14 protein-coding genes are annotated in these 12,649 nt (G+C 38.6%); 10 read left to right on the top strand and 4 right to left on the bottom strand.

All coding sequences use genetic code 11. The features are described 5' to 3' along the window. Positions 1-131: 131 nt before the first annotated feature. Positions 132-1,022 carry a hypothetical protein gene (locus M3O96_RS08455; RefSeq protein WP_249719903.1) on the top strand — a complete coding sequence of 297 codons (891 nt, stop codon included), beginning with the start codon at positions 132-134 and terminating at the stop codon, positions 1,020-1,022. Between the two features lie 17 nt (positions 1,023-1,039). Next, positions 1,040-1,975, top strand: a complete 936-nt coding sequence (gene ctlX / locus M3O96_RS08460) for a citrulline utilization hydrolase CtlX (protein WP_249719904.1) — start codon at positions 1,040-1,042, stop codon at positions 1,973-1,975. Here ctlX and M3O96_RS08465 read toward each other — a convergent pair. After that, positions 1,967-3,523, bottom strand: coding sequence for a SulP family inorganic anion transporter (locus M3O96_RS08465; protein ID WP_249719905.1), 1,557 nt, complete (start codon positions 3,521-3,523; stop codon positions 1,967-1,969). The two genes, ctlX and M3O96_RS08465, sit on opposite strands and share 9 nt — an antisense overlap. 146 nt (positions 3,524-3,669) lie before the next feature. Further along, positions 3,670-5,016, bottom strand: a complete 1,347-nt coding sequence (gene purB / locus M3O96_RS08470) for an adenylosuccinate lyase (protein ID WP_249719906.1) — start codon at positions 5,014-5,016, stop codon at positions 3,670-3,672. 282 nt (positions 5,017-5,298) lie between these two features. Here purB and M3O96_RS08475 point away from each other — a divergent pair, with 282 nt between their 5' ends. Together M3O96_RS08475 and M3O96_RS08480 are read left to right on the top strand one after the other, a co-directional pair. Beyond that, positions 5,299-6,405 carry a ferredoxin--NADP reductase gene (locus M3O96_RS08475; protein WP_249719907.1) on the top strand — a complete coding sequence of 369 codons (1,107 nt, stop codon included), beginning with the start codon at positions 5,299-5,301 and terminating at the stop codon, positions 6,403-6,405. A 40-nt stretch (positions 6,406-6,445) separates the two neighbouring features. Then, positions 6,446-6,901 (top strand): hypothetical protein, encoded by a 456-nt coding sequence (locus M3O96_RS08480; RefSeq protein ID WP_249719908.1) that lies wholly within the window; start codon positions 6,446-6,448, stop codon positions 6,899-6,901. An 18-nt stretch (positions 6,902-6,919) separates the two neighbouring features. Here M3O96_RS08480 and M3O96_RS08485 read toward each other — a convergent pair whose 3' ends face one another. After that, on the bottom strand, positions 6,920-7,240 hold the full coding sequence (locus tag M3O96_RS08485; protein WP_249719909.1) for a HesB/IscA family protein: 321 nt from the start codon (positions 7,238-7,240) through the stop codon (positions 6,920-6,922). Positions 7,241-7,357: 117 nt separating this feature from the next. Here M3O96_RS08485 and M3O96_RS08490 point away from each other — a divergent pair, with 117 nt between their 5' ends. The 5 genes from M3O96_RS08490 to M3O96_RS08510 all read left to right on the top strand — a co-directional run bounded on the left by M3O96_RS08490 (position 7,358) and on the right by M3O96_RS08510 (position 11,173). After that, complete coding sequence (locus M3O96_RS08490) at positions 7,358-7,879, top strand: DUF7935 family protein (protein ID WP_249719910.1); 522 nt, start codon at positions 7,358-7,360, stop codon at positions 7,877-7,879. Between the two features lie 5 nt (positions 7,880-7,884). Next, the gene (locus tag M3O96_RS08495) at positions 7,885-8,298 is read left to right on the top strand and encodes a YkvA family protein (RefSeq protein ID WP_249719911.1); all 414 of its coding nucleotides are present in this window, start codon (positions 7,885-7,887) and stop codon (positions 8,296-8,298) included. Positions 8,299-8,339: 41 nt separating this feature from the next. After that, the gene (locus M3O96_RS08500) at positions 8,340-9,056 is read left to right on the top strand and encodes a Rossmann-fold NAD(P)-binding domain-containing protein (protein ID WP_249719912.1); all 717 of its coding nucleotides are present in this window, start codon (positions 8,340-8,342) and stop codon (positions 9,054-9,056) included. Positions 9,057-9,059: 3 nt separating this feature from the next. After that, complete coding sequence (gene dtd / locus M3O96_RS08505) at positions 9,060-9,512, top strand: D-aminoacyl-tRNA deacylase (protein WP_249719913.1); 453 nt, start codon at positions 9,060-9,062, stop codon at positions 9,510-9,512. A 167-nt stretch (positions 9,513-9,679) separates the two neighbouring features. Beyond that, positions 9,680-11,173, top strand: a complete 1,494-nt coding sequence (locus M3O96_RS08510; RefSeq protein ID WP_249719914.1) for an ATP-binding cassette domain-containing protein — start codon at positions 9,680-9,682, stop codon at positions 11,171-11,173. A gap of 3 nt (positions 11,174-11,176) precedes the next feature. Here the strand turns inward: M3O96_RS08510 and M3O96_RS08515 are convergent, their stop codons facing one another. Continuing rightward, positions 11,177-11,830 carry a metallophosphoesterase family protein gene (locus M3O96_RS08515; RefSeq protein ID WP_249719915.1) on the bottom strand — a complete coding sequence of 218 codons (654 nt, stop codon included), beginning with the start codon at positions 11,828-11,830 and terminating at the stop codon, positions 11,177-11,179. 235 nt (positions 11,831-12,065) lie between these two features. On the opposite strand from M3O96_RS08515, the gene M3O96_RS08520 reads away from it, so the two are divergent. Then, complete coding sequence (locus M3O96_RS08520) at positions 12,066-12,644, top strand: DUF4136 domain-containing protein (RefSeq protein WP_249719916.1); 579 nt, start codon at positions 12,066-12,068, stop codon at positions 12,642-12,644. Positions 12,645-12,649: the final 5 nt, after the last annotated feature.

Consider the following 12,649-nt stretch of genomic DNA (forward strand, 5'->3'; position numbering starts at 1 on the left):
ACCATTTGCATATTCCGGTTGATTGTTACTTGAATGTTTGGAAAGTCTTAACAAGATTTAATTTTGTCGAAACCCAAAAAATCTGAACTTTACGGGTTGATTCACAAAGAGATTAAAAAATGAGTGATTACATGAAATTATTTTTGTTTTTATATTTTTTTCCGTCCATGTTGATGCTCAATATTCCGCAACCAAAATTGGTCAGATTAGAAAAGGATGCCAATCAAAACATTTTTAGCAACCGGATAATTGGCGGCATTATAGAAAATAAAGAAATCGATGAGGGTAGTGGATTGGCATTTTCCAAGACACACGATGGTTTGATCTATACACACAATGACAGTGGTGGAGGAAGAAAGATCTTTTTGATCGATACCCTTGGTAAAGGAATGGGAGTATTCAAACTCAAAGGTGTTTGGAATAGGGATTGGGAAGATCTTGCTGTTGGTCCCGGGCCGGATCCAACGCTCAATTATTTGTATGTTGGTGAAATTGGAGACAACCAAACACGCTATTCTAACATATTTATTTATCGGTTTCCTGAACCGGAGCAGTTCACAGAAGGTATGGAAGTAGAACCTGAGATTTTGAAACTTACTTATCCTGATGGGGCTAAAGATGCGGAGACGTTGATGGTAGATCCTATTTCCAAAGATATTTATATTCTTACCAAGCGGGATAGCCTGAATATTTTGTATAAAACAACGCAGGATGATTTTGCAAAAGGAGAGGCGATCTTGGAAAGGGTGTTGGAATTGTCTCTGACCATGTCAGTTGCCGGTGATATTTCGTCAGACGGAAAAGAGATCTTGATCAAAAATTACTTTACAGTTTATTATTGGACAAGGAATGAGAATGAGACTATTGAGCAGGCTCTTTCGCGCGACCCAGTGATATTGCCTTACAAACCTGAGCCCCAAGGGGAAGCTATCGGCTTCCAACCTAATGGCAAAAGTTATTATACTCTGAGTGAAAAAAGGTTCAACATCGAACCTGTGTTGTACCGGTACAACAGAAAGTAGTTTTTAACCCATAACTTATGATAAATCAAACTACTTCCAAAATATTAATGGTCAGGCCGGCAAATTTCGGGTTTAATCCGGAAACGGCAGAAAACAACTTCTACCAGCAAAAGGATGACCGGGATTTGGCTGAAATCAGGACCATTGCGCGGCGTGAGTTTGACGGTTTTGTTTCCTTGCTTCAGGAAAAAGGGGTTGATGTTTTAATTATTGAAGACACTGATTTACCCAAAAAGACGGATGCTGTTTTTCCTAATAACTGGTTTAGTACCCACGACGATGGAAAATTGGTTCTTTATCCGATGTTTTCGCCAAACAGAAGATTGGAAAGGAGAAAAGATATCATTGAGATACTGATCCAAAAGGGTTTCAAAATCAGCGAAATCGTGGACTTGACATTTTTTGAGCAGAATGGTCAATTTTTGGAAGGAACAGGAAGTTTGATTTTGGACAGGATTAATAAAGTAGCCTATGCTTGTAGGTCCCCAAGGACACATAATACCCCCTTGGGATATTTTGGGAAACTGATGGGATTTGAGATTGTTGATTTTGATGCAGTTCAGGTGATAAGTGGAGAATCTTCACAGATATACCATACCAATGTCATGATGCATATTGGGACTGAAATAGCAGTGGTATGCCTTGACAGTATTTCTTTGGCTTCCGAAAAATTAAAAGTCCAAGAATATCTGGAAAAGACAGGAAAGAAAATGATTCCTATTACTTCCAAACAAAAATTCCAGTTTGCAGGTAATATGCTCGAAATTCAAAATAAATTGGGAACAAAGTTTACTGTCATGTCTGAATCGGCATTCCAATCTCTCGGAGAGGTTCAGATCAATACCATCAAGAGATATACAGAAATCATTGTGCCCAAAATTCCAACTATTGAAAAAATAGGAGGTGGAAGCGTTAGGTGCATGATGGCAGAGATTTTTTTACCCTCAATGTAACCCGCTGACTTTTATCGATTTTATCTTAATGGTGTCCACTTCGATGTTTCGAGAACCTGCATTTGTCTTGAAATTTTCAATCACTTCCAAGACATCATAATCTATGACTTTGGAGTTAGAACCATCAATTATAACATGCTTACCGTCAGGGATATCATCAAGGGCCTTAATCAACGCACCTTTATTAAGGAAGCTTACTTCCTCGGCAAGCAAAATCCTGATCGATCCATCCAATTCTTCTGTTCTTTCATCTAAAAGATAAGAGTTTTGGAAATTTCTCAAAAGAATAAAGACCATAGCCACTCCCATTCCCAGTCCAATACCTATTAATAAGTCAAAGAGCACGATTCCCAAAATCGTGATGATAAAAGGGAGAAATTGGTCCCAACCCAGCCTAGCCTGATTCCGAAACAATGAAACTTTAGTCAGCTTGTAGCCTACCATCAACAAAATGGCAGCAAGACATGCCAATGGGATTAAATTCAGTAAGCCCGGGATAAACATCACACTTGCAAAAAGCAAAATTCCGTGGAAAACCGCCGAAATCTTTGTTTTGCTCCCCGCAGTTACATTGGCCGAACTACGAACAATCACAGCAGTAACAGGAAGGCCACCAATAAACCCATTGATTACATTTCCCACTCCCTGTGCCAAAAGTTCCCTGTTAGGTGGCGAAACACGTTTGAGGGGATCAATTTTATCCGCAGCTTCCAAACTCAACAGGGTTTCCAAACTTGCAATTATCCCAATTGTTACAGCCGCAAGCCAAACATCGCTGTTTCCAAGCTGTGAAAAATCCGGTAAAGTGAATAGGGTGAAAAAGCCATCAAGAGATTCTATAACTGGAAGTATTACTTTATCTTCTGAATCTAGATACAGAGTAGGAACAAAAAATTTAAAATATTTATTAAGCCCTATTCCTAACAGAACCACAACCAAAGGACCAGGAATCAGTTTTGTAAAGGCAAGTTTTTTGATGAAATGCTGATCCCATAGAATCAATATGCCAATAGAAACTGCTGAGATGATGATTGCACCAATATCAAATGTTTGCGTCAAATTTCCCAGACTCATCACAGCACCCCAATCATTTACAAAGGGTATGAATTTTTCTAAATCTTTGGTATCATTTACACCAAATGCATACGGGATTTGTTTGATAATCAAAATGATACCAATACCGGCAAGCATTCCTTTGATCACTGAAGTGGGAAAATAATACCCGATCACCCCGGCCTTTAAAACCCCAAAAACAATCTGGATAATACCAGCCAAAACAACCGCTGAAAGAAAAATTTCAAAACTTCCAAGTTCGCTAATGGCATTGAGGACAATAACAGTGAGACCTGCCGCCGGTCCGGACACGGATGTATTTGATCCTGATAATGAGCCAATTACGATACCACCGATAACTCCTGCAATAATACCTGAAAATAACGGGGCACCTGATGCAAGGGCAATGCCGAGACAAAGTGGGAGGGCTACAAGAAAGACGACTAATCCTGCGGGGAGATCACTGCCTAGATGTGAATAAATACTTTTTTGCATCGAACTTGATATTTTATTGGAGCGAAAATATCATTTTATCCCCAATCAAAAAGAACATTTGGGATGAAATGACTTATAGAATAATTTTAGATTGAAATTTGAATGCCCAATGGTCGGAACATATAAAAAGACCGGATGAGCAAAAATTAATAAATCCCCGTGAAATTAAAAGGACTGATCTGATAAAGTTCAGTTTTGATACCTTCAGAAACATTCAGGGTTCCAATAAAATTTTTGATGGAATTTTCTGTGATTTTTTCGTTTGTGCGAGTCAATTCTTTTAGTGCCTCATAAGGTTTTGGATAGCCTTCCCGACGTAGGATTGTTTGAATGGCTTCTGCTACCACAGCCCAGTTGTCTTCCAGATCAGTGTTTATAGCAGCCTTATTGAGTTCAAGTTTGCCAAGCCCTTTTTCAAGTGACTCGAGGGCTATTAACATATGTCCCAACGGAACACCAATTACCCTTAAGACAGTACTGTCTGTCAGATCGCGCTGTAATCTACTGATTGGAAGTTTGGCTGCGAGATGCTCCAACAACGCATTAGCAATCCCAAGGTTTCCTTCTGCGTTTTCAAAATCAATAGGATTGACTTTATGTGGCATGGCAGAAGATCCGATTTCGCCTGCTTTTATCTTTTGTTTGAAATAATTCATAGCCACATATTGCCATACATCTTTAGAAAGATCCAACAAAATGGTATTGATTCTTTTGAGCCCATCAAAAAGCGCAGCAAGATTGTCATAATGTTCAATCTGGGTGGTGGGATAGCTTCTTTCCAAGCCAAGATAATTTGAGACGAAATCATCGGCAAATTTATTCCAGTCTATGGCAGGATAAGCTACAAAATGGGCATTCAGATTTCCTGTTGCGCCACCAAACTTTGCTGAATAAGGAACTTGGGCAAGTAGCTCTAATTGTTTTTCCAGACGAACAACAAATACCTTAATCTCTTTTCCCAATCGGGTGGGAGAGGCTGGCTGTCCATGGGTTTTGGCTAGCATCGGGATTTCTTTCCAATCATTGGCTTGGAACTCTAGTTTTGATACCACGCGGCCAAGTAAAGGCAAGATGACATCATTGAGTCCGTATTTCAGCATCAGCGGCGTAGCAGTGTTGTTGATATCCTGAGAAGTCAAACCAAAATGGATGAATTCTTTGAATTCTTGGAGGCCCAGGTTGTCAAATCTTCCCTTAATGAAATATTCCACCGCTTTGACATCGTGGTTCGTTATTTTCTCAGTTTCTTTTATGGTTTCTGCATCTGCAATCTGAAATTCAGACACGATATTTCTCAAAGCAGGATATAAGGATTTATCAAAATCTTTTAACTGAGGAAGGGGAAGTTCACACAGCGCGATGAAGTATTCTATCTCGACATGAACCCTATACTTGATTAAAGCAAACTCTGAAAAGTAGGAGCGAAGTGGTGCTGTTTTGTTACCATATCTGCCGTCAATAGAGCTCACGGCTGTCAGATGTGTCAATTCCATATAGGTTCATTTATTATTGGTCCGCAATTTAGGTTATCAGTCTGATATAGTCTGGTAAAATTTTAACAAATGGATTTTCGCTATGAGTATTTTCCAAGCCTTTTGCCAAATTATAATTCTCTTTCGAATTTTTTCTTTTCAAATTCCTTTCAGGGAATTCGAACCTGTTTTCAGTTTTTTTGTTCTTACTCAAGATATTATTCAATCAGATAAGTAAATAAATAAAACCGTAGATTAATTTTGAGCCTAGCTCAAGGTTTAATTGGAATAACGCAATTGGGAATGTTTAATCTATTCAAGAAGAAAAAGGAAGAAAATAAAAGAGGCGACGATTATTTGTCTCTTAAGGTAAGAGAAGTTGTAAAAGAAACTACAGATACTGTCACCATTTACTTTGAGCAACCAGATCCATACCTTGATTACAAGCCGGGACAATACCTGACTGTGATATTAGACTTGGGTGGCAAGGAAGTCAGAAGGTCTTATAGTCTTTGTACTTCGCCTTTCACAGATCCCCATCCTGGAATCACTGTAAAAAAAGTAAAAGATGGACTTGTTTCCAACTACCTGAACGATCAGATCAGACCCGGCAAAACCATTGAGATCATGAAGCCGCTAGGACATTTTACTACTGATTTTCATTCCAAAAATAAAAACCATTTCGTGATGATTGCCGGTGGAAGTGGCATTACTCCGATCATGGGCATCACCAAATCAGTATTAGTCAATGAACCCGATTCCAAAGTGACGGTCATCTATTCCAGTCGGTCCGAGGAGAACATTATCTTCAAAAAACAATGGGAAGAGCTTGAAGCAAAGTACGAAGGAAAATTAAAAGTGGTTCACAACCTCAGTCAACCCTCTTCCATCTGGACAGGATTGAAAGGGAGATTGAATATCCAAACGATTAAGTCCATTCTTTCTGAAATCAATTATCCTGAATTGGAGGCCTCAAAATTTTTTGTCTGTGGGCCAGATGGGGTGATGGATACCGCATTTGCGGCATTGGTTGAAATGGGAATTGACAAAAAGACTATTCATAAAGAAAGTTTTTATCTTGACCTCCATGCCAAGGAGGAAGATCTCAAATCCAAAGGAAAATTATCACCTGAACTCACTCGGGAAATTGAAGTCACGGTCGAAGGTCAATCTTATTCTTTTGAAGTACCTGCCGGAAAAACCATTTTAGAAGCAGGTTTGGACAAAGACATAAACATGCCTTACAGCTGTCAAAGTGGCCTTTGTACAGCTTGTAGGGGAAAATTGATATCAGGAAAGGTCGACATGATCGAGGATGCCGGTCTGAGTGAAAGTGAAATTGCAGCAGGATATATATTATGCTGTTCATCCAAGCCTGCAAGTTCGGATATCAAAATTGTTATCGAATAAAGCCTTGGAAATCACCCAGATTAGAAAAATATACGATAAAATGGAGCGGAACGTGTTGATTATGATCGCTGTTCCGATTCCTTTTTTTGGGTTTGTTTACCTAAATTCTGAAAATCCGATTTTCTTTTTTGAAATCCCTCAATTGTCTGAATTCTGGGAATATTTTTTATTGGCTATAGGCTTTACTTTTTTAATAGCCCAATATTTTGTTTTTCATAAGGAGACTAAAATCATTTCAACTTCCGATAAAGATATGGCCGGAAAAATGAATGCATTTTCCGAGGCTGTCTTCAAGAGATTTTGGTATTTGTTTATCACCGCCTTGATAGCTGCTTTGGGTTTATTTTTATTTGGTAATCCAGGGTATACCGTCGCTTTCGCGATTACTTTGTTGTTTTTTTCCATTGCCAAACCTACCCCTGATAGAATTATTAGGGCTTTGAAATTGAAAGGTGAAGAGAAGGATCAGGTTAATGCATTAAAAATCCGAATATAGTTTACTCTTTCGGAAAAACTATCTTTCAATATCATGCCTTTTGGGAATATCAGGGTTGACAAAAGTGAAGCCTCTAGCCTCATCTCCTTCGAAAAAATCTACCTGCATGCCCATCAAGAACATATAGTGCTTTTTTTCAATCAAAACAGGAATGCCTGCAACCTCAAATTGTTGATCTCCATCCTTAGGTCTATCAAATCCTAAAAGGAAGGACATGCCACCACAACCACCTCCTTTGACACCCACACGGAGAGCGTAATCTGTAGGGATGTTTTTATTAGCAATGATATCCTTGATTTCGGATTGGGCTTTCTCAGTTATTTTTATTGGGATCAACATAATTATTAAATCCACTTTTTGATGGTGAAGTTCAAATTTAGGTTTTAAAAATATCAATTGGCAAAGTTTTATTGCGTCTATTAATTTCTGATATTCGGAACAAAAAATTGTAATTCTATGGCGTATCTCGCAGATTTATTAAAAATTGTTTTGCCTGCCGGGTTGGTTATTTATGGGATGTACCTGACTATCATGTCTTTTCTTCAAAAAGAAAGAGAGAAGATGTTGCTGGATTTGAAAACCCAAAACACCCAAACAGTTCTCCCTGTAAGGCTTCAGGCAGGAGAAAGACTTTGTCTTTTACTCGAAAGGATTACTCCAAATAACCTTGTCAGAAGGATAAACAACCCTGAGTATTCAGCAAGGGAATTTTACAGTCAATTGCTTCATGAAGTAAGAGAGGAGTTTAACCATAACCTTTCGCAGCAGGTTTATTTTTCAGATGAAACTTGGGAAAGTGTCCGACGTGCAGTGGAGAGTGTCGTGACCATCATCAATACCTCCATGCAGGATATGCCTGAGGATGCTCGAAGTATTGAACTTGCCAAGCGTGTTTTTCAACTTACTTTGGACCAAAAAAATGATGCAATCCAAATGGCTTTGAAATCCGTTAAGTCTGAAATACGAATATTCTTCTGATAAATATGGCATCACTTAGAGAAAAAACAGTTGATTTTTTTGGTAAAGCAAAACTCCTTTACCTTGAAAAAGCCAACCAAATTGCCGGGGAAGATGGGAAACTTCAGAAACTCTTAAAAAATGTGGGAGAAAGACTCACTCAGGTTTCCAACCATCCTAATGTCAGAACAGCGTTAGAACCGATCATGATTTTCAAAAGAATGATCCATGCTCATAGAAGTGGCAAATTTACGGTCTCTTCTAAGACACTTGGGCTTATTGTGTTGGGATTGGTGTACTTTATTTCGCCTCTTGACATTATACCGGATTTTATACCGCTTTTGGGTTTTACAGATGATTTGTCAGTCATCTTGGCGGTTTTCAATTCGGTCAAGCATGAAATCGATGACTTTTTACTTTGGGAAAAGACACAAGCTTAAACATTTTTGCATTTCATATTTTTGGACGTACTTTACCTGATATGAAAAAAATCGCATTTCTCGCAGGTACCTCGGGTTTGATTGGCATGCAACTGCTTCACCAATTGCTTCAGGATAGTTCTTACGATTACCTCATCTCTGTAGGCAGGCGCAAGCTTGCGTTGAAACATAATAAGTTGATCCAAGTGGAAGGGGATTTCAGCAAAATCCAAAACTGGGATATTGAATCCAAACTGAGGGAAGAGGACATTGGAGGGATATTTTTCCCTGTTGTGGATGCCATCAATAAAAAATCGATTGAAATGCATGCTTTTTGTTCGCTCGGTACTACCATCAAAATAGCTGGTTCCAAAGAAAAATTCTTTGAAATAGACCATGATTTTGTAATGGGCTTTGCGAAATGGACGCATGCACTTGGTGCGAGTAAATTTATGTACGTCAGCGCTATGGGAGCAAATTCCCAATCTTCTGTCTTTTACAATAAAGTTAAAGGCCAAGTAGAAGAAGATCTTAAGGTGATTCCATTTGAATATCTGGGCTTGTTTCAGCCATCTTTATTGGTTGGCAATAGGAAAGATTTCCGGTTTGGAGAAGAAGTTGCCAAAATATTGACAAAGCCATTGGTCTGGCTGAAGCTTGGAAAATCCTTTAGGCCTATCAATGACAACCAAGTCGCCAAAGCCATGATTAATCATGCCAACCAAACCAAATCCATAAAAGTGGATACCATCTCATCTAAAATAATGCAGGAGTTTTGAGATATGATCGCAGTGATTCAAAGGGTTTCGGAGTCATCCGTCAAAATAGATGGTATCAATAAGGGCCAAATCGCCAAGGGATTGATGGTTTTGTTGGGAATTGAGGACGCAGATGGGGCAGAAGATAGCGAGTGGCTTTGCAAGAAAATTGTAAACCTCAGAATTTTTCCGGATGAAGATGGCGTGATGAATAAAAGTATCCTTGAAGTCTCGGGAGATATTTTGCTTATCAGTCAGTTTACACTCCATGCGAGTACCAAAAAAGGCAACCGACCTTCCTATATCAAGGCTTCAAAACCTGATATTGCCATCCCGATTTATGAGAAGTTTATCTATCACTTGGAAAAGGAATTGGGTAAGACGATCCAAACTGGAGAATTCGGCGCAGATATGAAAGTGGCATTGGTCAATGATGGGCCAGTCACGATCATCATGGATAGTAAGAATAAAGTTTGAGCAAGAAGCAAGAGTTTACAGTTAACAGTCTCAATAGGCAGTTGCAGAAGTTAACAATGAGAAATTTAGGTTAATAGACACAGTAAGCAGTCACAGTAGGCAGTTTTGGAAAGCCACTACAACAATTACAACAATTACAACCATTACAACCCCCACATCTTCCTTCTATGCCTACTCTAATTTCTATCCAAAACGCAACGGTCAGGCAACTCGATAAGGTGGTTTTTGAAGGATTGGATTTTGTATGGGAAAGCGGTCAGCAGTGGGCAATTTTGGGCAAATCGGGTGTTATGCTTACTGCATTTATAGATACTATTTTGGGTAAAACGATGGTGACTTCGGGAAAAGTCGAAAGACCTTTTTCAAAACAATACCAAGAACAAAAGACAAAAGCAGGAGAAGTAAATTCTTTCAGGGATCTGATCGCCACCGTTTCTCAACAATATACTTTTCGGAACAAATCCAACCTTCAGAATTTCTACTACCAACAGCGATTCAATTCCATGGAATCAGAAGAAGCCATGACTGTGGAAGAGTATCTAAAAAGTTTAGAAGTGAAGGTATCCGGTCCATGGGATCTTCCAAGGGTAATCAACTTCATGGATCTGAAGCACCTTAAGGACAAGTCGCTTATTAAACTTTCCAACGGAGAAACAAGAAGATTGTCTTTTGCGACAGCGCTAATCAAGAATCCAAAAATACTTTTGATGGATCAACCACTGACTGGGTTGGACAATGAAATAAGAGCTGATTTTGGGAGAATGCTTGCTGTTATCATTGCCTCCGGAATACATGTCCTGATGAGTACGCACCAAGATGAAATTCCCGAAAGTATCACACATGTAGCTATTTTGTCAGATAAAAAAATCGCCCATTATAGCATTGCGGAAAATGTGACCGAGAGTTATCCAACGAAACAGATTGAAAATGCCATTGACCATAAGCAAGTAACAAAGCTTTTGATACAAAAATCAGAAAATCCTTGTCAGAAAATCTTAGAATTCAAGAATGTTTCTGTTAAGTATGGTGAGAACTTGATCCTCGATAAAATTAATTGGACGATCCTTCCCAATGAGAAGTGGGCGTTAAAAGGAGAAAATGGTGCAGGAAAATCAACGCTGCTCAGTTTGATATTGGGAGAAAATCCACAAGCTTATGCAAATGAAATATGGCTTTTTGATCGTAAAAGGGGCTCAGGGGAAAGTATTTGGGATATCAAAAAACAAATAGGATTCGTAGCACCTGAACTTTCGCGTTTTTTTCCTTCCAATCAGACTTGTATCAAAGTAATTCTATCAGGCCTATTTGATACAATGGGTCTATTCAAGAAAGTTTCCCCAGAGCAGGAAAAATTGGGAATGGATTGGTTGGCATTATTTCACCTCGAAACTGTAGCAAACCAATTGCTGCGTCAACAGTCATTGGAAAATCAAAGATTTTTATTGCTTGCTCGAGCTTTGATCAAAAACCCTGATTTATTGATTTTAGATGAAGCTGCCCAGGGAATGGATGACTTACAAAGAATCAAATTCCGAGCAACGGTGGATTTGGTAAGCGGATTGATTCCGGTTTCGATGATTTATGTGAGTCATTACGAAGAAGATATTCCTAAATGTGTGGATAGAATTTTTAGATTAAAAAAAGGAAAAGCAGTCTCCTGATCATTAAGCAAGGTCAATTGCTTCTGTTGGAATGGAGATAGTTTCTATATAAGTCCCGTCATCTTCGAGCCTGATTGCCGTAAGGCAGACACCTCCATACGCTCCTGTGTCGATATTCCAGGAATTTGAATCCGGGTTATACAAAGGAATTCCATCCCGCCTTGGTGTATGTCCTATGATTTGAAGTCTTCCGGTATTTATGAGTGGCTGCCTATTCCACAATAGGCCATAAGTATTCTTTTGATCATACGGATCACCAATACCTGAAAAACCCGCATGTGTTACCTGCACGTGTTCATTTTCCCAAATTAGTGGCAAGTCGGTCAACCAAGTGGAGAAATTGTCCGGATCTATCCGGGCTTCCTCAAATTGCCTTTGAGTTTTGTTTCCTCCATTTTTTAGCCATAGTCCCAACCTGTCCTCGCCTTTCATATAATTGATCATCAACTGCTCGTGGTTACCTCTTATAAAATGGACTTCTTTTTTAAAATTCATTTGCAACTCAAAAGCCAGTTGGAGCACAGCTGGTGAAAACGCACCTCTATCTACCAAATCGCCCAATTGTACAAGAGTTTCCGACTTTGGATCCCAATGGTCCAATAGGTTTAAAAAAGTATGGAGACACCCATGTACATCGCCAACAACAAATATTCCCATATTCTAATTACTGTTCAATATTATATTTTCAGGATTTATACTAAATCCCAAAAATGAATCAATTAATTACTTGTGATGGTCAATAAAATTAATTATAATCACTTCATAATCAATTTTATATAACCAAAACATTCCCGCCTCACAAGAAGTTTTCATTTGGATTTAATTTGATTACCAAAATGAAATAATTCCATAGATCTTTAAACGATTTCAAACCTTCGAATTGTTGTTAGTTATGAAAAAATCAACATTTATTTTCGCCTCCCTCGCTTTAATTTTTTCTGCATGCCTCAGCCAAAAGGATTATGTTGCAGATTATGATTTTAATTATGCAGGAAATTTTAAAAAATACAAAACCTATAGTTTTGTAAATAACCCATTCCCTGATACAACTACCCACCATTTGGCTATCGAAAAAACGATTGCAAACAGACTAGGTTCACAGGGATTTAAATTACAGGAGGAAAAGCCGGATATTCTGATCAATTATAAGGTATTTTTGGATGAAGTGAAATACCGTGGGTACGAACAGCCTAACTTCGATTATTGGGTAGAAAGAAGAAGTGTTGAGGTGGAAATGACAGAGGAGGAAGAAAAAAAAAATAGGGAAAGAGATGAAAATTACAATCAGGTCAAATTCACTGAAAACAAAGGCATGTTGGTAATTTTTGTAATCGATAACAAAAGGGGAAACACCATTTGGCAGGGATATACCCCGGCAAGTTTTGATTTCTTTTCACCCGAAGTCAATACCGAACTTACCAAAGCCACTTACAGGGTGATGGACCAATTTAAGATTTTGACTAGAAATTAATTAAG

The sequence above is a fragment of the Aquiflexum sp. TKW24L genome (assembly GCF_023502205.1).
In the GTDB taxonomy this organism is placed as follows: Bacteria; Bacteroidota; Bacteroidia; order Cytophagales; family Cyclobacteriaceae; genus Cognataquiflexum.

Excerpts from the sequence above, each read along its gene's own strand:
- M3O96_RS08455 (WP_249719903.1), top strand. The coding sequence starts at position 132 with ATGAAATTATTTTTGTTTTTATATTTTTTTCCGTCCATGTTGATGCTC.
- ctlX (WP_249719904.1), top strand. The coding sequence starts at position 1,040 with ATGATAAATCAAACTACTTCCAAAATATTAATGGTCAGGCCGGCAAAT.
- M3O96_RS08465 (WP_249719905.1), bottom strand. The coding sequence starts at position 3,523 with ATGCAAAAAAGTATTTATTCACATCTAGGCAGTGATCTCCCCGCAGGA.
- purB (WP_249719906.1), bottom strand. The coding sequence starts at position 5,016 with ATGGAATTGACACATCTGACAGCCGTGAGCTCTATTGACGGCAGATAT.
- M3O96_RS08475 (WP_249719907.1), top strand. The coding sequence starts at position 5,299 with ATGTTTAATCTATTCAAGAAGAAAAAGGAAGAAAATAAAAGAGGCGAC.
- M3O96_RS08480 (WP_249719908.1), top strand. The coding sequence starts at position 6,446 with ATGGAGCGGAACGTGTTGATTATGATCGCTGTTCCGATTCCTTTTTTT.
- M3O96_RS08485 (WP_249719909.1), bottom strand. The coding sequence starts at position 7,240 with ATGTTGATCCCAATAAAAATAACTGAGAAAGCCCAATCCGAAATCAAG.
- M3O96_RS08490 (WP_249719910.1), top strand. The coding sequence starts at position 7,358 with ATGGCGTATCTCGCAGATTTATTAAAAATTGTTTTGCCTGCCGGGTTG.
- M3O96_RS08495 (WP_249719911.1), top strand. The coding sequence starts at position 7,885 with ATGGCATCACTTAGAGAAAAAACAGTTGATTTTTTTGGTAAAGCAAAA.
- M3O96_RS08500 (WP_249719912.1), top strand. The coding sequence starts at position 8,340 with ATGAAAAAAATCGCATTTCTCGCAGGTACCTCGGGTTTGATTGGCATG.
- dtd (WP_249719913.1), top strand. The coding sequence starts at position 9,060 with ATGATCGCAGTGATTCAAAGGGTTTCGGAGTCATCCGTCAAAATAGAT.
- M3O96_RS08510 (WP_249719914.1), top strand. The coding sequence starts at position 9,680 with ATGCCTACTCTAATTTCTATCCAAAACGCAACGGTCAGGCAACTCGAT.
- M3O96_RS08515 (WP_249719915.1), bottom strand. The coding sequence starts at position 11,830 with ATGGGAATATTTGTTGTTGGCGATGTACATGGGTGTCTCCATACTTTT.
- M3O96_RS08520 (WP_249719916.1), top strand. The coding sequence starts at position 12,066 with ATGAAAAAATCAACATTTATTTTCGCCTCCCTCGCTTTAATTTTTTCT.